The 26,243-nt window shown below is 61.4% G+C and carries 17 protein-coding genes and 1 pseudogene; 10 read left to right on the plus strand and 8 right to left on the minus strand.

The window, feature by feature from the left end:
* Positions 1–2: 2 nt before the first annotated feature.
* Positions 3–512 carry an LPS assembly lipoprotein LptE gene (lptE, locus tag ACQ7C1_RS21525; protein ID WP_085779899.1) on the minus strand — a complete coding sequence of 170 codons (510 nt, stop codon included), beginning with the start codon at positions 510–512 and terminating at the stop codon, positions 3–5.
* The gene (gene leuS, locus ACQ7C1_RS21530; RefSeq protein ID WP_430959711.1) at positions 502–3,132 is read right to left on the minus strand and encodes a leucine--tRNA ligase; all 2,631 of its coding nucleotides are present in this window, start codon (positions 3,130–3,132) and stop codon (positions 502–504) included. The genes lptE and leuS overlap by 11 nt, the downstream gene beginning before the upstream one ends.
* 200 nt (positions 3,133–3,332) lie before the next feature.
* On the opposite strand from leuS, the gene ACQ7C1_RS21535 reads away from it, so the two are divergent.
* Positions 3,333–3,992 (plus strand): YggS family pyridoxal phosphate-dependent enzyme, encoded by a 660-nt coding sequence (locus tag ACQ7C1_RS21535; RefSeq protein ID WP_430959712.1) that lies wholly within the window; start codon positions 3,333–3,335, stop codon positions 3,990–3,992.
* Positions 3,993–4,073: 81 nt separating this feature from the next.
* Positions 4,074–5,984, plus strand: a complete 1,911-nt coding sequence (locus ACQ7C1_RS21540) for a propionyl-CoA synthetase (RefSeq protein WP_430959713.1) — start codon at positions 4,074–4,076, stop codon at positions 5,982–5,984.
* 122 nt (positions 5,985–6,106) lie between these two features.
* On the opposite strand, the gene ACQ7C1_RS21545 is transcribed toward ACQ7C1_RS21540, so the two are convergent.
* Positions 6,107–6,808 carry a DUF1013 domain-containing protein gene (locus tag ACQ7C1_RS21545; RefSeq protein ID WP_097601297.1) on the minus strand — a complete coding sequence of 234 codons (702 nt, stop codon included), beginning with the start codon at positions 6,806–6,808 and terminating at the stop codon, positions 6,107–6,109.
* A 229-nt stretch (positions 6,809–7,037) separates the two neighbouring features.
* On the opposite strand from ACQ7C1_RS21545, the gene acs reads away from it, so the two are divergent.
* Positions 7,038–8,993, plus strand: a complete 1,956-nt coding sequence (acs, locus tag ACQ7C1_RS21550) for an acetate--CoA ligase (RefSeq protein ID WP_430959714.1) — start codon at positions 7,038–7,040, stop codon at positions 8,991–8,993.
* Between the two features lie 95 nt (positions 8,994–9,088).
* Here the strand turns inward: acs and ACQ7C1_RS21555 are convergent, their stop codons facing one another.
* Positions 9,089–9,313: a DUF1674 domain-containing protein gene (locus ACQ7C1_RS21555; protein ID WP_430959715.1), complete on the minus strand. Its 225-nt coding sequence runs from the start codon at positions 9,311–9,313 to the stop codon at positions 9,089–9,091.
* 110 nt (positions 9,314–9,423) lie between these two features.
* On the opposite strand from ACQ7C1_RS21555, the gene htpX reads away from it, so the two are divergent.
* The 4 genes from htpX (at position 9,424) to purH (ending at position 15,460) form a co-directional block, all read left to right on the plus strand.
* Positions 9,424–10,380 carry a zinc metalloprotease HtpX gene (gene htpX, locus ACQ7C1_RS21560; protein WP_430959716.1) on the plus strand — a complete coding sequence of 319 codons (957 nt, stop codon included), beginning with the start codon at positions 9,424–9,426 and terminating at the stop codon, positions 10,378–10,380.
* Positions 10,371–11,759 (plus strand): RsmB/NOP family class I SAM-dependent RNA methyltransferase, encoded by a 1,389-nt coding sequence (locus ACQ7C1_RS21565; protein ID WP_430959717.1) that lies wholly within the window; start codon positions 10,371–10,373, stop codon positions 11,757–11,759. Before htpX ends, ACQ7C1_RS21565 begins: the two co-directional genes overlap by 10 nt.
* A 205-nt stretch (positions 11,760–11,964) precedes the next feature.
* Positions 11,965–13,638: a heparinase II/III family protein gene (locus tag ACQ7C1_RS21570; RefSeq protein WP_430959718.1), complete on the plus strand. Its 1,674-nt coding sequence runs from the start codon at positions 11,965–11,967 to the stop codon at positions 13,636–13,638.
* Positions 13,639–13,843: 205 nt separating this feature from the next.
* Complete coding sequence (gene purH / locus ACQ7C1_RS21575; protein ID WP_430959719.1) at positions 13,844–15,460, plus strand: bifunctional phosphoribosylaminoimidazolecarboxamide formyltransferase/IMP cyclohydrolase; 1,617 nt, start codon at positions 13,844–13,846, stop codon at positions 15,458–15,460.
* Between the two features lie 17 nt (positions 15,461–15,477).
* On the opposite strand, the gene ACQ7C1_RS21580 is transcribed toward purH, so the two are convergent.
* The 3 genes from ACQ7C1_RS21580 to ACQ7C1_RS21590 all read right to left on the minus strand — a co-directional run bounded on the left by ACQ7C1_RS21580 (position 15,478) and on the right by ACQ7C1_RS21590 (position 21,928).
* Entirely contained in the window at positions 15,478–16,866 is a 1,389-nt protein-coding gene (locus ACQ7C1_RS21580; protein WP_430959720.1) for an MFS transporter, read from the minus strand.
* Between the two features lie 23 nt (positions 16,867–16,889).
* Positions 16,890–21,665 carry an NAD-glutamate dehydrogenase gene (locus tag ACQ7C1_RS21585; RefSeq protein WP_430959721.1) on the minus strand — a complete coding sequence of 1,592 codons (4,776 nt, stop codon included), beginning with the start codon at positions 21,663–21,665 and terminating at the stop codon, positions 16,890–16,892.
* A gap of 77 nt (positions 21,666–21,742) precedes the next feature.
* Positions 21,743–21,928, minus strand: a complete 186-nt coding sequence (locus tag ACQ7C1_RS21590) for a hypothetical protein (RefSeq protein ID WP_430959722.1) — start codon at positions 21,926–21,928, stop codon at positions 21,743–21,745.
* A gap of 15 nt (positions 21,929–21,943) precedes the next feature.
* Between ACQ7C1_RS21590 and pdxY the strand changes: the two genes are divergently transcribed.
* From pdxY to ACQ7C1_RS21605, 3 genes and pseudogenes are all read left to right on the plus strand, one after another.
* Positions 21,944–22,819: a pyridoxal kinase PdxY gene (pdxY, locus tag ACQ7C1_RS21595; RefSeq protein WP_430959723.1), complete on the plus strand. Its 876-nt coding sequence runs from the start codon at positions 21,944–21,946 to the stop codon at positions 22,817–22,819.
* Positions 22,820–22,890: 71 nt separating this feature from the next.
* Positions 22,891–23,532 (plus strand): carbonic anhydrase, encoded by a 642-nt coding sequence (locus ACQ7C1_RS21600; protein WP_430959724.1) that lies wholly within the window; start codon positions 22,891–22,893, stop codon positions 23,530–23,532.
* Positions 23,533–23,622: 90 nt separating this feature from the next.
* A pseudogene (locus tag ACQ7C1_RS21605) lies at positions 23,623–25,246 on the plus strand (GGDEF domain-containing protein).
* 82 nt (positions 25,247–25,328) lie between these two features.
* Here the strand turns inward: ACQ7C1_RS21605 and ACQ7C1_RS21610 are convergent.
* Complete coding sequence (locus ACQ7C1_RS21610) at positions 25,329–26,153, minus strand: lytic murein transglycosylase (RefSeq protein WP_430959725.1); 825 nt, start codon at positions 26,151–26,153, stop codon at positions 25,329–25,331.
* Between the last annotated feature and the right edge of the window lie 90 nt (positions 26,154–26,243).

A 26,243-nucleotide genomic window follows, 5' to 3' on the forward strand; every position in this document is an offset into this window, starting at 1 on the left:
CCTCAGCGGCTGAGGGCAGCGGCGAGATCGGCTCCTACGAATTCTGCCGCCTGATCCGCCGCGCGGTTTTCGGCATCGCGGATCGCCCTTTGCTTGGCAAACTCCTGCTCGGAGAAATCCACCAGAGCAGTCGCTTGTCGGCTACCTGCCTTGATCACGTGTCCGTCGGCAATAGCACTCAGCGTATAGGTAACGGTGACGGTGACACGACCGGCGCGCGATGTATCGCCGGATTGACGCAGCAGCGTATCGGCGACGCTCGAAGTAGCGCGCATTTGGACGTGATATTGTGGATTTGTCGCTTCGCCGGCGCCGCGCGATGCCAAGAAGATCAGGCGATTGCGCACCTGCTGTTCGACGCGGCCTGATGCATCCGAAAAGCCGACCGAGGACAACTTTTCGACGACGCCGGAACTCTCGGAATAAAGCGGCCGAACCTGGCAGGCCGAAAGAAATGCCGAGGCGGCAAGGATCATGGCGATGCCGGCATTGCGGATGATATCAGACGACAATGTTCACAATCCTTTGGGGAACCACGATGATCTTCTTCGGCGCCTGACCGTTCAGCACGTTCTTCACCGCATCCAGTTCCAGCACGGCGTTGGTGACGGCATTCTGATCTGCATCGCGAGAAATTGTCAATTCGGCGCGCTTCTTGCCGTTGACCTGCACGGGCAGAACGACGTCATTCTCCATGACCAGAGCTTCCACGTAACGCGGCCAGTCCGTGCGGGCGAGCAGCCCGGCATTGCCGAGCGTAGCCCAGCACTCCTCGGCAAGATGTGGTGTCATCGGTGCGACGAGCTGGATCAGGATCTCGGCAGCGTCACGCACGGCGGCACGATAGGCGATGTCGCCTTCACCCGCCGCAACCCGCGTCAGCGGCGCGGCGAGGGCATTGACGAGCTCGTAGATGCGGGCTACGGCCTTGTTGAACCACAGCTTGTCGTAGTCGTTCTGAACGGCCTTCAGCGTCTTGTGCGCCGCCTGCGAGATTGCCAGAGCCTCCCCTTCGCTTGCCGGTGCGGGGGCAACGGTCGACAGGCCGCCGGCCGCTTCGGAAATCAGCCGCCATAGGCGCTGAGTGAAACGATGGGCACCTTCGACGCCGGCTTCCGACCAGATGACGTCACGCTCCGGCGGGGAGTCGGAGAGAACGAAGAAACGCGCGGTATCGGCGCCATAGGAGGCGATAATATCGTCCGGATCGACAACGTTCTTCTTTGATTTCGACATCTTCTCGATCGAGCCGATGGCGATTTCTTCATCTGACGCCAGCAAGAAGGCACGGCGTTTACCGTCGATCTCTTCGATGCGGATATCGGCGGGAGCCACCCACTCGCGGCCGGCGCCGGAACCGCGGCTGTAGGTTTCATGGACCACCATGCCCTGGGTAAAAAGACCCTTGAAGGGTTCGGTGGCCGCGACATGGCCGGTCTCGCGCATGGCGCGGGTGAAAAAACGGGAATAAAGCAGATGCAAAATCGCGTGCTCGATGCCGCCAATATATTGATCGACCGGCAGCCAGCGATTAGCCGCCTCAGGATCGGTCGGCTTGGCTTCCCAAGGCGCGGTAAAGCGAGTGAAATACCAGCTTGAATCGACGAAGGTGTCCATCGTATCCGTCTCGCGGCGTGCGTCCTTGCCGCAGTTCGGGCAGGCGACATGCCGCCAGGTCGGATGACGATCGAGCGGATTGCCGGGCTGGTCGAAGGTTACATCCTCCGGCAGCTTGACCGGCAGGTCCTTCTTCGGCACCGGCACAACGCCGCAGGCGTCGCAATGGATGACCGGGATCGGGCAGCCCCAATAGCGCTGGCGCGAAATGCCCCAGTCGCGCAGGCGAAAATTGATCTTCCGCTCGCCCTGCGGCGCATTGCCGAGGGAAGCCGCCGACAGCCGGTCGGCAACGATATTAAAGGCTTCCTCCGTCGTCTTGCCGTCGAGGAAACGCGAATTGATCATCACTCCGTCGCCGTCATAGGCGGTGTCGCCGACGGAAAAGCTTGCGGCGTCACCATCCCTCGGCATGACGACCGGCACAACCGGCAAGCCATATTTCCGGGCAAAGTCGAGGTCGCGCTGGTCCCCCGACGGGCAGCCGAAGATCGCACCCGTGCCGTAATCCATCAAAACGAAATTGGCGATGTAGACAGGCAGTTCCCAGGAGGGATCGAGCGGATGCCTGACGCGGATGCCGGTATCCATGCCCTTCTTTTCGGCGGTCTCGAGCGCGGCAAGTGAGGTGCCGGCGCGGCGGCACTCCTCACAGAAGGCTTCGATCTCAACATTCTTCGCGGCCGCATCCTTGGCCAGCGGATGATCGGCTGAGATCGCCAGGAAGGAGGCGCCGAACAACGTGTCTGGGCGTGTCGTATAGACCGTGATTTCGGTCTCGCCGGCAGGCGCTGTCTCCGGCACGATCTCCCAGCGGACCGTCAGGCCTTCGGAACGGCCGATCCAGTTCTTTTGCATCAGGCGCACTTTTTCCGGCCACTGGTCGAGCGTATCCAGCGCGTCCAGCAGGTCCTGGCTGAAATCGGTGATCTTGAAGAACCATTGCGTCAGTTCGCGCTGTTCGACCAGCGCACCGGAGCGCCAGCCGCGGCCGTCGATCACCTGTTCGTTGGCAAGAACGGTATTATCGACCGGGTCCCAGTTTACCTTCGACTGCTTGCGGTAGACCAGGCCCTTTTCCAGGAAGTCCAGGAACAGGTGCTGCTGGTGCTGGTAATAGTCGACGTCGCAGGTGGCGAATTCGCGGCTCCAATCCAGCGACAGCCCCATCGCCTTCAGCTGCGATTTCATCGAAGCGATGTTCTGGTAGGTCCAGGATGCGGGGTGGACACCGCGCTCCATGGCGGCGTTTTCCGCCGGCATGCCGAAGGCGTCCCAGCCCATCGGATGCAGAACGTTATAACCGCGGGCGCGCTTGTAACGGGCAACCACGTCGCCCATGGCATAATTGCGGACATGGCCCATATGAATGCGCCCCGAGGGATAGGGAAACATTTCGAGGACATAATATTTTTCGCGCGGATCCGAATTGTCTGTCTCGAAGACCTTGTCTTCGTTCCATTTCTGCTGCCAGCGGGGCTCGGCGTCGCGCGGATTATAACGTTCGGTGGCCATGGTATTCGAAATTCCGGAAAATCAGGGGAGTTGGCCGAGACCTTCACCATGAAACCACGATAGCGTCAAGTTTTGCGGGCGCTGCAAGCGTCCGATCTTCATGCCGCCGAAGCGATTTCGCCGGTGCGGGTCTTGGCAAGCACGGAATGGCTGGCTAGTTCATGCCAATTCTTTTCACGTTGATATGTCGAGGCAGAACGATGGAACTTCAAGAGCGGTTGAACGACGTGCGCTCGCGGATCGCGGCGGCGGAACGCCAGGCAGGTCGTCCGGCCGGTTCCGTTCAGCTCATCGCCGTATCGAAGACGTTCGAGGCGCATGCGATCCGTCCGGCTATCGACGCCGGGCAGCGGGTGTTCGGCGAGAACCGGGTACAGGAAAGCCAAGGCAAATGGCCCGATCTGAAGGCCGAGTATCCTGAGATCGAACTGCATCTGATCGGGCCGCTGCAATCGAATAAGGCGGCGGATGCGGTGGCGCTCTTCGATGTCATCGAGACGGTGGACCGCGAAAAGATCGCCCGCGCCCTCGCCGAGGAGATGAAGCGGCAGGGCAGGACGCCGCGGCTCTACGTCCAGGTCAATACCGGGCTGGAACCGCAGAAGGCCGGCATCCCTCCCCAGGATACGCCTGATTTCGTCGCCCTCTGCCGCGATCAACTCGGCCTGTCCATCGAGGGGTTGATGTGCATCCCGCCGGCTGAGGAAAATCCCGGGCCGCATTTCGCGCTGCTGGCAAAGCTCGCCGCCAAATGCAGCGTCGAAAAACTTTCCATGGGCATGTCGGGTGATTACGAGACGGCGATTGCTTTCGGCGCCACCAGTGTGCGCGTCGGATCGGCGATTTTCGGCGCGCGCTGATACCTGCTTTCGTCGGGCTTTCCGTCCTCCTCGGCCCGGCCTAGATTGATATCGAGGCTTGCATGTCCTGGGGAGGAGCAGATGCAAAACGGCTATCATCAGGTCTATGCGGCCTGGAAAAAGGATCCCGAAGGCTTCTGGAGCGAAGCCGCCGCCGATATCGACTGGTTCAAGCCTCCGGAGCGGATCTTTTCACCCGATAATGGCGTCTATGGCCGGTGGTTTTCAGGGGCAGAGACCAATACTTGCCACAATTGCCTGGATCGACATGTCGCGGCTGGACGCGGTGGCGAGTCGGCGATCCTCTTCGACAGCGCCATGACCGGCGAGAAGCGCCGTTTCACCTATGATGAGGCGCTTGGTGAGGTGAAGGCGATCGCAGCAACACTGCTCGAGATCGGCATCGGCAAAGGCGACCGCGTGATCCTTTATATGCCGATGGTGCCGGAGGCGGTGTTTTCCATGCTTGCCTGCGCTCGCATCGGTGCGGTTCATTCCGTCGTTTTCGGCGGCTTTGCCGCCAGCGAACTTGCCGCGCGCATCGACGACAGCGGCGCCAAGCTGGTGATCACCGCAAGCTGCGGCCTCGAGCCCGGTCGCGTCATCGCCTATAAGCCGCTGGTCGATCAAGCCATCGAGCTTGCGCGGATGAAGCCGGAGCGCTGCCTGGTGTTGCAGCGGCCGCAGCTTCCGGCAGAGCTCGCCGGTGGCCGCGACCAGGATTTCGAGGCGGCGGTGGCGGCCCATCGCAGCGCAGAGGTGGCCTGTGTTCCCGTCAAGGCGACCGATCCGCTCTATATCCTCTACACCTCGGGCACCACGGGCCAACCGAAGGGCGTAGTCCGCGACAATGGCGGCCATATGGTCGCGCTTAACTGGTCGATGCGGAATGTCTACGGCCTGAAGCCGGGCGAGGTGTTTTGGACGGCGTCCGATATCGGCTGGGTCGTCGGCCATTCCTATATCGTCTATGCCCCGCTGATCGCGGGCGTGACCACGCTGATCTATGAGGGAAAGCCGGTCGGCACCCCGGATGCCGGCGTCTTCTGGCGGATCGTCTCGGAATACAAGGTGCGTGTGCTTTTCACGGCGCCGACCGCATTCCGCGCCATCCGGCGGGAGGATGGTGCGGGCGAACTGCTGCGCAAATATCCGATGCCGGATTTCCGGGCGCTGTTTCTGGCCGGCGAGAGGGCGGACCCTGAAACGCTGAAATGGGCGGAGCGCATGTTCGGCGTGCCGGTCATCGATCACTGGTGGCAGACGGAGACCGGCTGGCCGATCGCCGCCAATCCGCTTGGTCTTGGCGCCCTCCCCGTCAAGCATGGCTCACCGACATTGCCGATGCCCGGTTATGACATCGCGGTGCTCGACGATGCCGGTCACCCGGTCGAGGCGGGAACGCTCGGCAATATCGTCATAAAGCTGCCCTTGCCGCCGGGTTGCCTGCCGACCCTCTGGAAGGCCGACGATCGCTTCCGGTCGGCTTACCTCGATGAATTTCCTGGCTACTACAAGACCGCCGATGCCGGCTGTGTCGACGAGGACGGTTATCTTTTCGTCATGTCGCGCACTGATGACATCATCAATTGCGCTGGTCACCGGCTTTCCACCGGGGCGATGGAGGAGGTCTGCGCGCGCCATCCCGATGTCGCCGAGTGCGCGGTCATCGGTGTGACCGATGCGGTGAAGGGTCAGGTTCCCTGTGGTTTCCTGGTGCTGAAACGCGATGTTTCCCGTGAAACGCCGGCGATCGAATCGGAGGTCGTGGCGATGATCCGCCAGTCGATCGGCCCAGTCGCGGCCTTCAAAACGGCCATCACCGTTAACCGATTGCCGAAAACGCGCTCCGGCAAAATCCTGCGCGGAACCATGCAGAAGATCGCTGACGGCATACCCTGGAAAATGCCGGCAACCATCGATGATCCGGCGATACTGGAAGAGATCGCAGAGGCACTGCGAAAGCGTGGTTTTGGCTCCCTGCCGATGTGAAATCAGCGGGAAGGCTGCCGGAAGGTCAGCATATTGCTCGGCCTTGTGTGAGATGCTCTACAGCAACGCCAATGAAAAACCCCGCCTTTTCGGCGGGGTTTTTGCATGAGAAGGCTGATGTCTCAGTACTGCTCGTCCTCGTCTTCGTCCTTCGGGGCCGAGCGCAGCGAGCTCAGCTTGCGGAAAACGGCGTCGGCGTCGATTTCCTTTTCCTCTTCGCGCTCGTAGCTCGGGGTCAGGCGCTCGGTCTCCTGCGCCGATTGCAGCGTTGCGCCCAGCTCGGCGGCGGTCGGCAGGGGACGACCCTTGGCGGCCTTTTCCACTTCCATGTCGAGGTCGATCTGGCTGCAGAGGCCGAGCGTGACCGGATCCATCGGCGCCAGGTTGGCGGAGTTCCAGTGGGTGCGCTCGCGGATCTGCTCGATCGTCGATTTCGTCGTGCCGACGAGGCGCGAAATCTGCGCGTCCTTCAGCTCCGGATGGTTGCGGACGAGCCAGAGAATGGCGTTCGGGCGGTCTTGACGCTTGGAGACCGGCGTGTAACGCGGGCCGCGGCGCTTGGATTCCGGCACGCGCACCTTCGGTTCGGAAAGCTTCAGCTTGTGGTTCGGGTTGGCTTCGGCACGAGCAATCTCATCGCGGGAAAGCTGTCCCGTCGAGATCGGGTCGAGACCCTTGATGCCCTGCGCGGCTTCGCCGTCGGCGATGGCTTTGACTTCGAGCGGGTGCAGTTTGCAGAACTGCGCGATCTGATCGAAAGACAGCGCCGTGTTGTCGACAAGCCAGATGGCAGTCGCCTTCGGCATGAGCAATGTTTGAGCCATGGATATAGTCCTTCTATCGTCCGCGCCGGTCGCGGTCCGTGGATTGTCACCACAATGTCCGGGAAATATGGCGCTATATAACCGGACTGTCGCAGAATTGCAATTCTTCCGAAATCAAATGACCTTTGTCTAATTGCCGTGGCGATGCGAACTGCTATGAATCGCCGTGATTTGAAGTTCGGGCCCAGATAGCTCGCGGTCCGTCGCATGTCCCATGAGGAGGAGTACCATGTCGGAGAAGATCTATCCGGTCACGAAGCCGGTGAAGGCGCGCGCCCTGATCGATAAGGATAAGTACCTGAAATGGTACGAGGAAAGCATCGAAAATCCAGACAAGTTCTGGGGCAAGCACGGCAAGCGGATCGACTGGTTCAAACCTTATACCAAGGTCAAGAACACCTCCTTCACCGGCAAGGTCTCGATCAAATGGTTCGAAGACGGCCAGACGAACGTCTCCTACAATTGTATCGACCGCCATTTGAAGACGAATGGCGACCAGGTGGCGATCATCTGGGAAGGGGACAATCCCTATATCGACAAGAAGGTCACCTATAACGAACTCTACGAGCATGTTTGCCGGACAGCGAATGTGTTGAAGAAGCATGGTGTCAAGAAGGGCGATCGCGTCACCATCTACATGCCGATGATCCCCGAAGCAGCCTATGCGATGCTCGCCTGCGCCCGCATCGGCGCGGTGCATTCCGTCGTCTTCGGCGGCTTCTCGCCAGAGGCGCTGGCAGGGCGCATCGTCGATTGCGAATCCACCTTCGTCATCACCTGCGACGAAGGCGTGCGCGGCGGCAAGCCGGTACCGTTGAAGGACAATACCGATACGGCGATCCATATCGCCGCCCGCCAGCACGTCACCGTCAGCAAGGTGCTGGTCGTGCGCCGCACCGGCGGCAAGACCGGCTGGGCGCCCGGCCGCGACCTCTGGTATCACCAGGAGATCGCTACGGTGAAGCCGGAATGCCCGCCGGTGAAGATGAAGGCGGAAGATCCGCTGTTCATCCTCTACACCTCAGGTTCGACCGGCAAGCCGAAGGGCGTGCTGCACACGACCGGCGGTTACCTCGTCTATGCATCGATGACGCATGAATATGTCTTCGACTATCATCACGGCGATGTCTACTGGTGCACGGCCGATGTCGGCTGGGTCACCGGTCACTCCTATATCGTCTATGGGCCGCTCGCCAACTGCGCGACCACGCTGATGTTCGAGGGCGTGCCGAATTTCCCGGATCAGGGCCGTTTCTGGGAAGTGATCGACAAGCATAAGGTCAACATCTTCTACACGGCGCCGACGGCGATCCGCTCGCTGATGGGCGCCGGCGACGAATTCGTCACGCGCTCCTCCCGCTCTTCGCTGCGCCTGCTCGGCACGGTCGGCGAACCGATCAATCCGGAAGCCTGGGAATGGTATTACAATGTCGTCGGCGACAAGCGCTGCCCGGTGATCGATACCTGGTGGCAGACGGAAACCGGCGGCCACATGATCACGCCGCTGCCGGGCGCGACCGACCTGAAGCCGGGTTCGGCGACGACGCCGTTCTTCGGCGTCAAGCCGCAGTTGGTCGACAATGAGGGGAAGGTGCTGGAAGGCCCCGCCGATGGCAATCTCTGCATCGCCGACAGCTGGCCGGGCCAGATGCGCACGGTCTATGGCGACCATGACCGCTTCATCCAGACTTATTTCTCCACCTACAAGGGCAAGTACTTCACCGGCGACGGCTGCCGGCGCGATGTGGACGGCTATTATTGGATCACCGGCCGCGTCGATGACGTGCTCAACGTCTCCGGCCACCGGCTCGGAACGGCGGAGGTTGAGTCCGCCCTCGTCTCGCACAATCTGGTTTCGGAAGCGGCGGTCGTCGGCTATCCCCATGCGATCAAGGGCCAGGGCATCTATTGCTATGTGACGCTGATGGCCGGTCACGATGGTTCGGACACGCTTCGCCAGGAACTGGTGAAACATGTGCGCGCCGAAATCGGCCCGATCGCCGCGCCTGACAAGATCCAGTTCGCGCCCGGCCTGCCGAAGACCCGCTCCGGCAAGATCATGCGCCGCATCCTGCGCAAGATCGCCGAGGACGATTTCGGTGCCCTCGGCGACACTTCGACGCTTGCCGATCCCGCCGTCGTCGACGATCTGATCGCCAACCGGCAGAACAAGGCGACCGCCTGATATAAAGAGCCGCTCCATCCGAGTCCCGGGGCGGCTCACTTTACTTGGCTGGCGAATTTGGACGGCCTGCACGAGGCCGGGATTCAGGCCCGATCTTAAAAATCGATCGCCCGGCCGTTGATCTCGTAATCGCCGAAGCGCGCAGGCTCGGCGCCGCCGCGGCCGCCGATCTCAGGTGCCAGCTCCAACGGCTTCCGGTTCTTCCGTCGTTCTTCAGCCTCGGCAAGCGCACGTTGGGCCGCCGGGGACAGCACCTTGCGCGGCGGCTCCGATCCCTCGGCCGTCGGCGTTTGGCTATTGTCGTTATCGGCTTCCTGCATGGCCTTCTCCTGCCGGAAATATTGAAAATGGCGGGTGGATAACCAAATCATAATGCGCGGTCGCCGGGATTGAAAGCTTGCGACGCCGAAATCGGAGTTGGAGATTCGCAATGAACCTCGTTCGCACTGCCATGTTGCTTGCCTTCATGACGGCGCTTTTCATGTTTGTCGGCTTTCTGATCGGCGGTCGGGGCGGCATGATGATCGCCTTTCTCATTGCCGCCGGCATGAATTTTTTCTCCTATTGGAACTCCGACCGCATGGTGCTTGCGGCTTATCGCGCGCAGGAGATCGATGAACGGAACGCACCGGAATTCTTTGCGATCGTGCGCGATCTCGCCCGTAATGCCGGCCTGCCGATGCCGAAGGTCTATCTCTACGACAGCCCGCAACCGAATGCCTTCGCCACCGGCCGCAATCCCGAAAATGCCGCCGTTGCCGCCTCGACCGGCTTGCTTGCTGCCTTGTCTCCCGAGGAGGTCGCAGGCGTGATGGCGCATGAGCTCGCCCATATCCAGAACCGCGACACGCTGACCATGACGATCACGGCAACGCTTGCCGGCGCGATCTCGATGCTCGGCAACTTCGCCTTCTTCTTCGGCGGCAACCGCGACAACAACAATAATCCACTCGGTTTCATCGGCGTCCTCGTCGCCATGATCGTCGCACCGCTCGCCGCCATGCTGGTGCAGATGGCGATCAGCCGCACGCGTGAATATTCGGCCGATCGCCGCGGCGCCGAAATCTGCGGCAATCCGCTCTGGCTCGCTTCCGCACTTGGAAAGATCGCCCGCGGCGCGGCCCATGTGCCGAATGGGGATGCCGAGCGCAATCCGGCGACGGCGCATATGTTCATCATCAATCCGCTTTCCGGCGAACGCATGGACAATCTGTTTTCCACGCACCCGAACACGGAAAACCGTATTGCCGCGCTGCAGGAGATGGCGCAAAGCGGCATGACTATCTCGACGGGACCGGTGCGTGCTGCTAATCCGTCGCGCAAATCGCGCTCTGTTCCGAATACGGGTCGCGGTGGTTTGCAACCGCCAAAAGGTCCGTGGTCTTGAATTCAGACGGCACGAAAAAGCCATTCCGCAAACAGAAACCTTTCGCTGACCGATCGGCGCCAACCAAGCCGGGCCTGCAGGCCCGGGCGACGGCAGCAAAGATTCTTGCCGCCGTCGTCGACCGCAAGCTGCCGCTCGATGGCGCTCTCGACCATGAACATGGCAATCCGGCCTATAAGGCGCTTGGCGAGAGCGATCGCGCCCTTGTCCGCGCCATTCTGAATACGACGCTGCGCCATCTGCCGCGCATCGATGCCGCAATTGCTTCGCTGCTGGAATCGCCGCTGCCGGAGGGCGCGCGCGCCTTGCATCATGTTCTGGCAATCGCGGCTGCTCAGATCCTCTATCTCGACGTGCCGGATCATTCGGCCGTCGATCTTGCCGTCGAGCAGGCCAACCAGGATCCGCGTAATCGCCGCTTTGCGAAGCTGGTCAACGCGGTGTTGCGCCGGCTCGGCCGTGAAAAGGACGAGGTGCTGGAGGAGATCGCGAAGGTGCCGCCGATGCCGGGCTGGTTCCTCACACGGCTGGAAAAGGCCTATGGCCGCGACGCGGCGCTGGCGATCTCGCAATCGCAGCTCGAGCCTGCGGCGATCGATTTGACCGTCAAATCCGACGCCGAAGCCTGGGCGAAAAGGCTGAACGGCGTTGCCCTGCCGACGGGCGGCGTGCGGCTTGCTGCCTTCGACGGCGGAATTCCTTCACTCGAGGGCTTCGACGACGGTGCGTGGTGGGTGCAGGATTCGGCGGCAAGCATCCCGGCCAGGCTTTTCGGCGATCTCTCGGGCAAACGTGTCGCCGATCTTTGTGCTGCGCCCGGCGGCAAGACAGCGCAGCTTATCCTTGCCGGCGGTGCGGTGACCGCACTCGATCAGTCGGAAAGCCGGCTAAAACGGCTGCGATCGAACCTCGATCGGCTTGGCCTGAAGGCAGAAACGGTTGCGACAGACCTGACGACATTCAAGCCGACGGAGGGCTTCGATGCGATCCTGCTCGACGCCCCCTGCTCTTCCACCGGCACGACGCGCCGGCACCCCGACGTGCTGTGGACCAAGGGGCCGGATGATATCGCGAGGCTGGCGGCGCTGCAGGAGCGGCTGCTGCGTCATGCGCTGACCTTGCTGAAGCCCGGCGGTACGCTGGTGTTTTCGAACTGCTCGCTCGATCCAGCCGAGGGCGAGGAGGTCGTCGCCCGCATTCTTGCCGATACGCAGGCGATCGAGCGCGTGCCGATCAGCGCGGGCGACTGGCCCGGCCTCGAAGCGGCGATCACGCCGCTCGGCGAATTCCGCACGCTTCCGACCATGCTGAAAATGCCGGAGGGCATTGCCTCCGGGCTCGACGGCTTTTACGCGGCCGTGCTGCGGCGAACGACCTGACTGAAACCCACACACGTCGTCCGAATCCCCGTCACTACATCCTCGCAGCGCGTCTGTCATTCTTTGCAAAACCGCCGGAATGTCCTCGAATGACATGCACTAATTTTCGCATATTCGAACGTTGTCACGAATTAATTCATTGTGGACGATGAAATCGGCTGCTTTTCACCTATTCTTAACCACGAGGGTCAATAGACAATAGAATATGCAGTCCGGTCGGCGTTTTGCGAGCATGTATGTTCGGGAAGCTTGGCGGCGCGCCTTGCGCCGCGTCGCGTTGCTGCGCCTGAAGCTCATTCGCCATTCGATCAAACCACCCGAGCGCCTGATCGTCGCCCCGACCGATCTTCGCGGCATCGATTCGCATGTGGCCGACGAAATTCTCAACGGACGTTTCCTTCTGGCCGGGCGCATGCTGGAAACGAACGGCAAATCGCCCTTCACCTTTACCCTGCCCTCGCGGCCCTTTGCGACCCGCTTGCACAGCTTCGGCTGGCTGCGGCACATGCGGGCGCACAAGACGGAACGCAGCGCGGCGGCTGCCCGCGCCATCGTCGACAGCTGGCTTTCCATCCATGCCGGCCGTATGGAAGGAATTGCCTGGGAGACCGACGTCACCGCCCAACGCGTCATCGCCTGGCTGTCGCATTCGCCTGTTGTGCTGCAGAACGCCGATCGTGGCTTTTATCGCCGGTTCATGAAGTCGCTGGCTTTCCAGGTCAGGTTCCTGCATCGTATGGCACCCTATACGCTCGGAGGCCTGGAGCTGTTCCGGCTGCGCATCGCGCTCGCCATGGCCTCCGTCGCCATGCCGGCTCGCGCCTCCACGCTTCGGAGAGCGGCGCAGGCGCTCGACCGTCAGTTCGATAGCCAGATTCTGCCGGATGGCGGCCACATCTCGCGCAACCCGCGCATCGGCCTGGAACTGCTGCTCGACCTGCTGCCGCTGCGGCAGACTTACGTCAATCTCGGCCATGATCTGCCGCAGAAGCTGATCTCAGGCATCGACCGTATGTATCCGGCTTTGCGGTTCTTTCGGCATCAGGATGGGGATCTGGCGCTTTTCAACGGCGCAACCTCGACGCTCGCCAATGAGCTGATGTCGGTGCTCAGATATGACGAGACCGCCGGCCAGCCGTTCAAGGCTTTGCCGCAGTCGCGCTATCAGCGGCTTTCCGGTGGCAAGACCGTCATCATCGCCGATACCGGCACGCCGCCCTCGGGCGGCGCATTGCGCACCGCGCATGCCGGCAGCCTCTCCTTCGAAATGTCGTCCGGCCGTCATCGCTTCATCGTCAATTCCGGCTCGCCGAAATTTGCCGGGCACCGCTATGTGCAGATGGCGCGCACGACCGCGGCCCATTCGACCGTCATCCTCAACGACACCTCATCCAGCCGTTTTTCACACTCGCCTTTCCTCGATCACGCGATCACCGAGCCGGTGAAAACCGTGACGGTCGAACGTCTGGAAACGGAGGATGGGCGCGACAGCATCAAGCTCAGCCATGACGGTTATCTCAGGATATTCGGCGTGCTGCATGAGCGCGAGCTGACGCTCAATGCCGCAGGTTCGATAGTGACAGGCCACGACCGGCTCATACGGCGTGAAGGATATGAAAGTGACGAGGCCCTGAAGGCCGTCGCCCGTTTTCATGTTCATCCGTCCATCGTTCTGCACCAGAGCGATAGAGAATCCGTGCTGCTGACGGCGCCGGATGGCGAGAGCTGGCTATTTACCGCGCCCGGCAACGAAGTGCTGATTTCCGAGGACATCTTCTTCGCCGACAGTTCCGGCATCTGCGGCTCTGACCAGATCGAGATCGATTTCGATCTGGCCGAGAAGACGGAGATCCGCTGGTTCCTATCCCGTAAAGCTTAGTCTAGACGGGCCGGCCGGCTGGCCAAAATTCAAATCCTGGATTAAATCGAAAGGCAGAGCATCAGCGCTGTTTGCGTGGCGGCAAAGCTGTGCTAACGCGGCGCCCAACAAGAAACGTCCCTAAGGCAGCTCGTCCGAAAGCCGCGCATACTTTTCGGCCTCATGCTCTAGCGGATATCTCCCGAAGCCCGAACGGAGAAGGTTCATGGCCGTCATTTCCAAAAAGATCCCCGCCCCGGACAAGGTCGAAATCAAGACCGCGCTCCTCTCCGTCTTCGACAAGACAGGCATCGTCGAGCTCGCCCGGGCGCTGTCCGAAAGAGGCGTGCGTCTGCTGTCGACCGGCGGCACCTACAAGGCTATCGCCGCCGCCGGTCTTGATGTCACCGACGTCTCCGAGGTCACCGGCTTTCCCGAGATCATGGATGGGCGCGTCAAGACGCTGCATCCGACCGTGCATGGCGGCCTGCTGGCGATTCGCGACGATAGCGAGCATCAGGAAGCGATGAAGAAGCACGGCATCGAGGGCATCGATCTTGCCGTCATCAACCTCTATCCTTTCGAAGAGGTACGCGCGTCCGGCGGTGATTATCCGACGACCGTCGAAAATATTGACATCGGCGGTCCGGCGATGATCCGTGCATCGGCCAAGAACCATGCCTATGTAACCATCCTCACCGATCCCGACGATTATGCCGAGTTCAAGGAGCAGCTTTCGGCGCATGACGGCAAGACCGCCTATGCCTTCCGCCAGCGCATGGCCGCCAAGGCCTATGCCCGTACCTCGGCCTATGATGCTGCGATTTCCAACTGGTTCGCCGAAGCGCTGGCGATCGACACGCCGCGCCACCGCGTCATCGGCGGCGCGCTGAAGGAAGAGATGCGGTACGGCGAAAATCCGCACCAGAAGGCCGCCTTCTATGTCACAGGAGAGAAGCGGCCGGGCGTTTCGACGGCTGTCCTTCTCCAGGGCAAGCAGCTCTCCTATAACAATATCAACGACACCGATGCCGCCTATGAACTCGTCGCCGAGTTCCTGCCGGATAAGGCGCCCGCCTGCGCGATCATCAAACATGCCAATCCCTGCGGCGTCGCCACCGGTGCGAGCCTGGTCGAAGCCTATCAGCGGGCGCTCGCCTGCGATTCCGTTTCCGCCTTCGGCGGCATTATCGCCCTCAATCGTATATTGGACGCCGAAACGGCCGAGGAAATCGTCAAGCTCTTCACGGAAGTTATCATCGCCCCTGATGTCACCGAGGAGGCGAAGGCGATCGTCGCTCGCAAGCCGAACCTGCGGCTGCTGTCGGCCGGTGGCCTGCCCGATCCGCGCGCCCCAGGACTGACGGCGAAAACCGTTTCGGGCGGTCTGCTCGTCCAGAGCCGCGACAACGGCATGGTCGAGGATCTGGAGCTCAAGGTCGTCACCAAGCGCGCGCCGACGGCGCAGGAGCTTGATGATATGAAGTTCGCCTTCAAGGTCGGCAAGCATGTCAAATCGAACGCCGTCGTCTATGCCAAGGACGGCCAGACGGCCGGAATCGGCGCCGGCCAGATGAGCCGGGTGGATTCCGCCCGCATCGCCGCGCTGAAAGCCGAAGAGGCCGCCAAGGCGCTCGGCCTCTCGGCACCGATGACGCAGGGCTCGGCGGTTGCTTCCGAAGCCTTCCTGCCATTCGCCGACGGTCTTCTGTCGATGATCGCCGCAGGGGCGACAGCGGTTATCCAGCCGGGCGGTTCGATGCGAGACCAGGAGGTCATCGACGCCGCCAACGGACACGGGGTGGCGATGGTCTTCACCGGCATGCGCCACTTCCGGCACTGACGCGTGCGGGCGAATTGTCAGGCGCGATCGGCCGGATAGGGCGTGCGGATCAGCAGCACCAGCCCGCCGGCGAGAAACAGGATCAGCGTTGCCATTCCGAGCCGCGCCGATCCGCTCAGATAAGTCACCAGCGAGAAAAGCAGCGTCGCCATGAAGCTCGTGGCGCGCCCCGAAAGCGCGTAGATGCCGAAGTAGCGTCCGGCTTCCTCAAGGCTGACGCTGCGGGCGAGATACGAGCGCGATGAGGCCTGCACCGGCCCGAAGGCGAGCCCGATCAGCAGGCCGTAAAGGATATAGGCCTTTTCCGCGGCGGTGCCGAAGAGGCCGCCGGAATCGGCCGTCGGCAGCGGCATCAGGCCGAACAGGGTGTAACCGGGCCCGGTCGAGATGATGCCGATGGTGGCGAGAAGCAGCATGGTGAGGCTGATGACGACGGTTATCTTGGAGCCGACGCCCTTGTCGATCCGTCCGGCGATCAGGCAGCCGAAGATCGCAACGATGTTCAGAATAATACCGTAGAGGCCGATCTCGATCGTCGCCCAGCCAAACATGCCGGCGGCGAAAACGCCGCCGAGGATCAACAGGCCGTTGACCCCGTCCTGATAGATCATACGGGCGATGAGGAATTTCAGGATGCCGCGGCGTTCCCTGAGTTCGCCGAGCGTGTTTCTCAGTTCCCGCAGGCCGGCGCGGATGGCGGTGCCGAAGGGCAGGCCTCTGCCGACATCGGGTGTGAACAAGAACATCGGCAGGATGAAAATCAGGTACCAGACGGCCGAGATCGGCCCGGTGATGCGCGCGTCCTCGCCGGTCCTGGGGTCGAGGCCGAAAAGTGGATCGAGGCCGAGAATGGTCTTGCCGCTTTCCGGGTCGGCCGCCAATAGCGTAACGACGGCAATCAGCACGATCATCCCGCCGAGATAGCCAAGCCCCCAGGCGGTGTTGGAGAGCTTGCCCACCTCGTGCTTGGTGACCAGCCGCGGCATCATCGAATCATTGAAGACAATGGAAAACTCGGCCGAAATCGAGGCGAGGATCATGAACATCACGGGGTAGAGGACAGGCGAACCCGGGGCTGCAAACCAAAGGCAGAAGAGGCTGACGATCTTTATGATGGCGAAGAACCCGATCCACGGTTTGCGCGCGCCGGACTGGTCGGCGACCGAGCCGAGAACGGGCGACAGCACGGCGATGATCACTGAGGAGATCGTCGCCATGTTGCTCCACGTCGTCTGGGCCGACACCGGATCATCGGTCAGGCGCGAAACGAAATAGGGCCCGAAAATGAAGGTGGTGACCACGGTGAAGAAAGGCTGCGCCGCCCAGTCGAAGAACATCCACCCCCAGATGCCCTTCTCCGTGGCTTTCGGCGGCTGCGTTCCTGTCCAGTCTATGCGATTCAACATCCGCTCCTTTTTCGCGGACTGTCTCACCTCGCCCGGTCGCGCGCAAGATCGGTCAGGATGCCTGCCGCCACGGTAATGCGCGCAAGATTGGGATCGCCGCTGTCACTGAGGCTCGAAAGCTCTTCAACGATGCGGTTGATGCGGATGCGATCCTGCGCATGCCAGGCCTGGACGGGCAGCTTCTCCTTGCTGTGATCGGAAAGCGCCGAGATGACAATGTCGCGCCGGGCGCTGGCGATCTGATCGATGCTGCGGGCAAGCGCCAGATTTTCGTAATGATCGGAGGTGAGAATCCGGCCGCCGGCCGCCAGCAACCGCGCGATCCGGAAAGTCTTTGACACGGCAAAATAATTTTCGGCCGCGCGCAGCAGCGGCTCGCCGGTACGCTCAGCGATCTGCATGATCTCCGGCACAAGCGCGAAGCTCTGGAGATTGGCGATTTCGGCCGCCAGCTTTTCGGGCACGCCGGCTTCGGCGTATTCCGCCAGGCGTGCGGCAGCATCGCTGGCCGCCTGTTCGGCGAAAGCAGGCCTCAACTTCTTCAGGGCCGCCTGCAGCCGGCTAATGACCTCGGCCATATCGGCTTTGGTCATTGCGGTTTTCAACAGCAGGCGCGTGAGCACGATAAAGCTGTGGCTGATTTCCTCGTAAATGCGGTTCTGCACCCCGCCCGATATCTTGCCGTCGAGCGCATCCGTCTCGGCCCAGAGCCGGTTGAGGTCGAAACCGTCGCGGGCGACGATTGCGGCACGCACCACCTCCGGCGCCGAAGCCGCCGTCGCGTCCATCATTGCGACGACGAAGCTCGGCCCGCCGCGGTTGATCGCTTCATTGGCCAGCACGGTCGCGATGATTTCGCGCCGTAGGCGATGGCTTGATATGTCGCCGGCGTTCGACTTCTGCATTTTGACGGGGAAGTAATTCGACAGGGTCGCGGCAAAATAGGGGTCGTCGGGCAGGTCGCTCGCGGCGAGCGCATCGAAGAGCACGATCTTGGCATAGGACAGCAGCACGCCGATTTCCGGCCGCGTCAGCGGCTTGCCGGCCGTGTAACGTTCGGCCAGCGTCTGGTCATCCGGCAAGGTCTCGACCTTGCGGTTCAGTTGGCCGGTGGTCTCGAGCACGCTCATGAAGCGGGCGAGTTCGAGGCCGTTTGCCGTGCCCTTGCGTTCGACGAGCGAGATCGCCAACGACTGGAGGTAATTATTGCGCAGGACCAGCGCCGCCACCTCACCGGTCATCGACGAAAGAAGCTGGTCGCGTTTTGGCCGCGTCAGCCGCCCGTCATGCATAGCGGCAGCCAGCGCGATCTTGATATTGACCTCGACGTCGGAGGTGTTGACGCCGGCCGAGTTGTCGATGGCGTCGGAATTGCAGCGCCCGCCGTTGAGCCCATAAGCGATGCGGCCCTTCTGGGTGACGCCGAGATTGGCGCCCTCGCCGATCACCTTGGCGCGCACCTCAGTCGCGGTGACGCGGATCGGATCGTTGGCGCGATCGCCGACTTCGGTGTCGGTTTCGGAGGGAGCCTTCACATAAGTGCCGATGCCGCCGAACCACAGCAGGTCGACCGGACTCTTCAGGATCGCCGTCATGATCTCGAATGGGGTCGCCACCCCTTTGTCGATGCCAATCGCGGCAACCGCTTCCGGCGTCAGCGTCACAGATTTCGCCGAACGTGAAATGATCATCGCGCCTTTCGAAAGCACGCTCTTATCGAAGTCCTGCCAGCTCGAGCGCGGCAGGTTGAAGAGCCGTTGGCGCTCGGCCAGCGTTTTTTCCATGTCGGGATCGGGATCGATGATGATGTCGCGGTGATCGAAGGCGGCAATGAGCCTGATCTTGGGAGAGAGCAGCATGCCGTTGCCGAAGACGTCGCCCGACATGTCGCCGACGCCGGCGACGGTGAAGGGCGTGGTCTGAATGTCGATGTCCATCTCGCGAAAATGGCGTTTTACGGTTTCCCATGCGCCGCGGGCGGTGATGCCCATCTTCTTGTGATCGTAGCCGGCCGAGCCGCCGGAGGCGAAGGCGTCGTCCAGCCAGAAGCCAGCCTCCTGCGCCAAGGCATTGGCGGTGTCGGAGAAGGTCGCCGTGCCTTTGTCGGCGGCGACGACGAAATAGGGATCGTCACCATCGAGCCTGATCGTATCGGCCGGCGGAACGACCTCGGCGCCGGAAATATTGTCGGTGATCGAAAGCAGCGTGCGGATATAGGTCTTGTACGCCTCGCGGCCGGCATTGAAGATTTCGTCGCGGCTGCCGCCCACCGGCAGCTTTTTGGGGTAAAAGCCGCCTTTGGCGCCGACCGGCACGATGACGGCGTTCTTCACCTGCTGCGCTTTGACGAGGCCGAGCACCTCGGTGCGGTAATCCTCGGCACGATCAGACCAGCGCAGGCCGCCGCGCGCCACCTTGCCGAAACGCAGGTGGACGCCTTCGACTTCGACGCCGTAGACGAACATCTCGCGGAAGGGTTTCGGTTGCGGCAGCCCGTCGACCAGGTGCGGATCGAGCTTGAAGGCCAGCATGGCTTTCGGCGATCCATCGGGGTTCTTCTGGAAATAATTGGTGCGCAGAGTCGCGTCGACGATGTTGACGTAGCGGCGCAGAATGCGATCGTCGTCCAGGTTCGGTACGTCGGCAAGATCGGCCTCGATCGCCTGGTGCAGCTCGGCGATCTTCTTGAGGCGGGCCTTTTCGGAAAGCCTGGGATCGAGTGTGTCGTGGAACAGGCGGAAGATGGCGGCGGCTACACCAGGATATTTATCAAGCGTCGTTGCGATGTAATCCTGCGAATAGGCGATGCCGGCCTGGCGGAGGTATCGGGCATAGGCGCGCAATACATTGGTTTCGCGGGCCGAGAGCCCGGCCGAAAGGATCAGCCGGTTGAAACTGTCATTGTCGATCGTGCCGGCAAAGGCGGAGACGAAGGCTTCCTCGAGCGCAGCGCCATACCGATGGAGGTCGATGTCGCTGCCGTTGCGGGTCTCGAGCTCCATATCGTGCAGCACGACGAGTTGGGTTGCGCCATCGCCGACCTGTACCCCAATGTCGAAGGTGCGTTCGCTGACGACATTGAAGCCGAGGTTCTCGAGGAGCGGCACGCGGCGTGACAAGGCCAGCTGGCCGCCGGCGTGGAAGATCTTCAGCGAGAGGATGCGGCCCTGTTCTTCCTGGCGGTGATAAAACTGGATTCGCAGCGGCTCGCCGGCGGCGCAGGCGCCGATATCGGCAAGGTCGGCGACGGTTTCTTCAGGGGTAAAGGAATCCTGGAAAGCTTGATCGACCGATAGTTTCGGCGACTTTGGTCCGGCAAGCGCTTCGAAACGGTCGTCCCAGCGGGCAGTGATTTCGCGGATCTTCTGCTCGAGCCTTGCCTGCGGTATGCGCGGCGTCTTGCCGCCGGAACGGCCGATGATGAAATGCACGCGGGCGACGCCGCCTTCGGGAAAAGCCGGATAATAGGCGGAGACACGGCCGTCATAGACGGTCTTCAGATAGGTGCCGATGCGCTCGCGCACGATCGAATCATATTCCTCACGCGGCACATAGACGATGACCGAGACGAAGCGGTCGAAATGGTCGATGCGCGGCAGGACGCGCACGCGCGGCCGGTCGGCGAGATCGTTGATCTGCTCGGCAAAGCTCGCAAGCAGCGTCGTGTCGATTTGGAATAGGTCGTCGCGCGGATAGGATTCCAGCGTGTTGTCGAGCATGCGGCCGGAATGGCTCATCGGGTCGAAGCCGAAATGCTCCTTCACCTTTTCGATCTTGGACCGCAGCAGCGGGATTTCGGAGGCGAGCGAGGTATAGGCCGTCGAGGTGAAGAGGCCGACGATGCGGAGTTCCCCGGTGACGTTGCCCTCAGCGTCGAAACGTTTGACGCCGACATAATCCATATAGGCGCGGCGATGAACGATCGATTTCACATTCGCCTTGGTGACGATCAGGAAGTCGGGGCCGTCGAGGAAGGCGAGGATCTCCGGCGTGGTGGTCACAGCGTCCTTGCCGGTACGCAGTACGAGAACGTCCGGGTTGGAGAGGATGCCGAGGCCGGCGCCCTTGTCGCGCTCGACCTTGGCGTCGGCGCCCTTGCCGGAATAAATATACTCACGCATGCCGAGGAAAGTGAAATTCTCGTCGCGCAGCCAGGTCAGGAAGGCCACCGCCTCGGCATGTTCGGCCTTCCTGCGGCCGGCACCGTTGGCCGACAGCTCGGCGATTACGCCATCGAGCTTGGCAAGCATCGGCTTCCAGTCCGAGACCGACAGACGGACCTGTTCGAGCACGGTCTGGACGCGTTTGACGAGGTCGGCAGCCTGGGTGGAATTCAATGGGGCGATATGGAGCTGGATATGACTGACGCGTGCCGCGGGATCGCTCGGGTGGTCGGCGGAATAGAGCGCGGGGGTTTTGCCCTTTTCGATGACGAGGATGGGATGCACGGCCATAAACAGATCGCGGTAGGTGCTCGTCACTTCACCCATGACCGATTCATAAAGGAAAGGCATGTTCCGGTCGGTAACCGACAGCACCGAAACGGCGGTGCCGCCGGGTGCCACCTCGGCAAGTGTGTCGATGCTGACGCGGGGCGCCTTGCCGTTCCAGGCGGCAAGTTCCTTTGCCGAATGCACGGCAGAGCGCGCCAGCATGTCGGGCGTATAGAGTTCCAGATCGTCATTGCTCGCCCGGCCAAAGAGAATTTCCGGATCGAGATGCGCCTCGCTCATCGCCTTGGCGATCTTGCGCGCGGTTTCGATCTGCTTCTCCCGTTTCGGATTGTTTCTGGCAGCCATGGAACGCCTCCCCGCAATGGACTGATTTCTCGCAAGCTAGCAGAAGATTTCTCGAAAAAATCTTTAAAATAGACGCGTCAGGCACTGTTTTGATGCTTTTTTGCCGACGAAAATGGGAAATTGTCAGAGATTTTTGTGCTTTTGAGGCCAAAACACGTTGGTAAGGCCCCTCTTCCTGCTTTGCTTTCGCGGCACATTTCCATGCTCACGTGAAGAATGGTTGACAGCTCGCCGTCAAAAAGATCATCAAACGCCATCATCATTCGGACCTCGGTTTCATGTCGGAAAATACAGCGGGCGCAGTCATCGTTATTTCCAGCCATGTCGTGCGTGGCTCGGTTGGCAATCGGGCGGCGGTGTTTGCGCTGGAGACGCTCGGCCATCCGGTCTGGGCGCTGCCGACCGTCGTTCTGCCCTGGCATCCCGGCCATGGCCGTTCGACGCGGCTGACATTTGCCGAAGCGGATTTCGACGCGGCGATCGACGATCTGATTTGCGCGCCCTGGATCGGTGAAGTCAGGGCTGTGCTTTCGGGCTATTTCGGCAATGCCGCCCAGGCACGCTCGGTCGCCCGGCTGATCGCTGCGCTCCGGAAAAACAATCCCGAACTGCTTTACGTCTGCGATCCGGTCATGGGCGATCTCGGCGGCCTCTACGTGCCGGAAGCGACGGCCGAGGCCATTCGTGATCATCTCATTCCGCTCGCCTCGCTCGCAACGCCGAACCGGTACGAGCTCGCCTGGCTGTCGGGAGCACCGCTCGACGACAACGGCGCAATCATGGAGGCGGCGCTGGCGCTCGGGCCGTCACGCATGCTCGTCACCTCGGCGGTGCCGATGATGGCGGGTGGTACCGGCAATCTCTACCTTTCCGGCCGTCACGCGCTCCTTGCCGAGCACCGCGTTGTCGAGAATCCGCCGAATGGTCTCGGCGACCTGCTCGCCGCCGTTTTCCTGTCGCGCCTGCTGTCCGGCCTCGAGGACGAAAAGGCGTTGCAGCTTACCACCGCCAGCGTGTTCGAAGTGCTTGCGCGGGCGGTCAAGCGCGGCAGCAACGAGTTGATGCTGGCCAGCGATGCGTCCAGCCTGTCGACGCCGATGGCGATGGTGCAGATGCGCCGGCTCGTGCACCCGGCGCAACGGCGGAAAAAATGATGCATTTTCCAATATGCTCATTTTGCGATGCAGCAGTTGATCTTGTCTTCCGCGCGCGCTAATCCAGACGCATGCAGCGTTTTCCAAACACCCTTCTGAACGGTTATCGCAACTTTATGAACGGGCGTTATGCCGACGCCCGTGACAGGTATCGGCAACTTGCCGAAAACGGCCAGAGTCCGAGCACGCTTGTCATTGCCTGTTCGGACTCGCGTGCGGCTCCCGAGCTGATCTTCGATGCCGGCCCGGGCGAGCTTTTCGTCATCCGCAACGTTGCCAACATGGTGCCCCCCTACGAGCCGGACGGTCATTTCCATTCGACGTCGGCCGCTCTTGAATTTGCCGTGCAGGCGCTGAAGGTTTCGGATATCGTCGTGATGGGCCATGGCCGCTGCGGCGGCATTCGGGCGGCACTCGATCCGAATGCCGAGCCATTGTCACCCGGCGATTTCATTGGCCGGTGGATGTCGCTGGTCAAACCCGCTGCCGAACAGATCCAGAGCAATGACGTGATGACGGAGGCCGAGCGGCAGACGGCGCTGGAGCGCGTCTCCATCCGCAATTCGATCAACAATCTCAGAACCTTTCCGGAAATCAAGGCGCTCGAGGACGCAGGAAAAATGCACCTTCATGGCGCCTGGTTCGATATCTCGACCGGCGAACTCTGGGTCATGGACGCCGAAACACGCGACTTCATTCGTCCCGAAATCTAGGAGCGTACGGGTTTATCAGTTTTTTAAGGATTGCTGTTAAGCTTCTAATCAGCTGCACATGACCGGCATTTGATCACGTGGCGATTGGCGATGAAGTTCGAAACCATCAAAAAGGTTATCCTGGCCGCCATCCTGCTGCCCTTCGTCTTCATGCTCATTGAAGGCGTCTTCGTCCTCCGGACTTCCATCCTGCAATACAGGGATCTCGAGAAAGACCGGCAGTTCGCCGACGTACTTGCGCGTGGCGGGTCGATCGCGGCGACTGAAATCCTCAGTGAAATCGATGCCACTCGCCGCTATCTCGCGCATCCCAGCAGCGGGACTGCTGGCGACATGCAGCAAAGCCGACTGACGCTGGATCGCGAACGCCGCGCTTTCTATGCCAGCTTGCCGCCTCACGATGCGCTCGATCAAGGGCTTGCAGGTGAATTGTCGGCCCTCAGCCTTGCCTATAGCCGCATCGTCGCCGCGCGAAGCGCCGTCGACCAGGGCCGTTACTCCGGCAGCAATCCCGGTTCCATCTACTGGTATGCGGCTCTCAAGCAGCTTGCGGTCGTCGACGCCCTTTCACCGCTGATCAGCGACCCGGTGCTGCTTGAAAAATCCAACCAGCTGATGGGCATCCTGCTGACCTACTACGGCGAAAGATTGATTACCGGAATCGGCACTCGTTACCTCGATCAAGATGTTTCTGCCAGATTTCCGGTTGAACTGTTCATTCAAGGAAAGACCATGCTCGGTGCCGGCATGGATCACATGGTTTTCCATTCCACCGCGCCGATCGTACGCGACATCGTTGCTTATCTCGGTCGCGGCGATCAGGTGAAGGCGAATGCGATCACCGACGCCATTCTCGCCGGGTCGCGGCCGTCGCGCGCAATGGGCGACGCCTGGGCAGCCGTACAGCGCGAACGCATGGCTTTCCTTCAGCAAAAGATGGTCGAGGCTGCGAGCGATATTCACGAGACCGGCGAACAGTTTTCCACGCTCTCGCACATACACTTGACGCAGATTCTGGCGCTGTGCGCAGGCCTGCTGATCCTCGCCACGCTGGTGATGGTGCTGGCGGCAAGAGGGCTTCGGCTGATCGACAAGCTTACTCGGGACCGGGAGACTCTGGTTGGCGAGCTGCGAAACGCAGCTCAAACCGATCTTCTGACGGGGCTCTATAACAGGCGCGGCTTCGAGGTCGCCGCCTCGGCGCTCCTTACGCAGGCCGAGCACGGCTCGCACTGGATTTCCGTCGTCCTCTTCGACCTTGATCATTTCAAGAAAATCAATGATGTCCATGGCCATGACGCCGGCGACGCCGTGCTTCGGCACGTCGCCGGCGTTGCGCGCCAGAATTTTCGTTCCTTCGATCTCCTGGTGCGCCATGGGGGCGAAGAGTTCCTGGCGCTTTTGCCGGATTCGACGCCCGACGAGGCCGCAATCGTCGCCGAGCGCGTGCGACGGGCGATAGAAGCGGCGGAAATTCCTCTTGCGAGTGGCGATCTCCTCAAGGTCACGGCGAGCTTCGGATGCGCCGGCCGGGCGAACGCCGCCGCCAACCGGAACTTCGAGGATCTGGTCAAACGCGCCGATCTGGCGCTTTACGCCGCCAAGGCCTCCGGCCGCAATTGCGTCGTGTCGGGCCCGGTGGTGCCGACTGCACCGCAGGAGGAGCGACGCAAGCAAGACGGGATCGGGCGGCGGTTTTGATTCCCACATATGAAAAACGCCGCATTCGCAGCGGCGTTTCCAGAAGCTTTTCCGGGTTAGACGGTAAAGCTCCAGGTATCATTGTCAATGAAGGCTTATCTGCCGCCATCGATCTGCTGGCCGATATAGGCGATCGCCTGCTGATAGACGCTGGCGGCGTTCCAGCCCTGGATGGCAGCGAAATTCGGCTCTCCCGGCTGATAGCCGGCGCCGGCACGCCAGCCGTGGCCCTTGAGGAAATTTGCGGTCGAGGCCAGCGCATCGGCGCGAGAACCAACCATGTCGACCCGGCCGTCGCCATCGCCGTCGGCGCCGAAGCGCACGACGTTGCGCGGCAGAAACTGCGTCTGGCCGATTTCACCATGGGCTGCACCCTTGGCCTGCGGGCTCAGATAACCCTCGGAGACCAGCTGGAGCGCAGCATAGAGCTGGTCGGTGAAATAGTCCGACCGACGGCAGTCATAAGCAAGGGTCGACACCGCCGATAGCGTATGCTGGTTGCCCATATAGCTGCCAAAACCGGTCTCCATGCCCCAGATTGCGATCAGCGGACCGGCGGGAACGCCGAAGCGGCGTTCGATCGAGGCAAAAAGGGCCTGGTTGGCCGCTTTCATCGAACGGCCGCGAGAAATGACGGCGGCACCGCCGCGCTTCTGCATGAAGGCGTCGAAGGAGAGTTTGAAGCTTTTCTGGCCGCGATCGGCGGCGATCGTCGGCTTGTTGTAGTTGACGTTAGCGAAGGCACGGCTGAGCACCGATTGGCTGACGCCATTAGCCGCTGCCGTCTGCTTGAAATCGGCGACCCAGGCGTCGAAGCCGGCGCTGGTATTGCCACATTGAAGTCCTTGCGCGAACGCCGGTACCGCGTTGAGGACGCCCATTGCCGCAGCGGCCGCCAGAAACAACTTTGTCATGCGCATTGAGAAACCCCGCTCTCGATCTGCATAGTTTTTAAGCGGGCAAGAGAATGCCAGCCACTCGCGATTTTGTCACGATCGTTTAGCGAGCGC

The sequence above is a fragment of the Rhizobium sp. Nf11,1 genome, assembly GCF_050587665.1.
Taxonomy (GTDB): domain Bacteria; phylum Pseudomonadota; class Alphaproteobacteria; order Rhizobiales; family Rhizobiaceae; genus Rhizobium.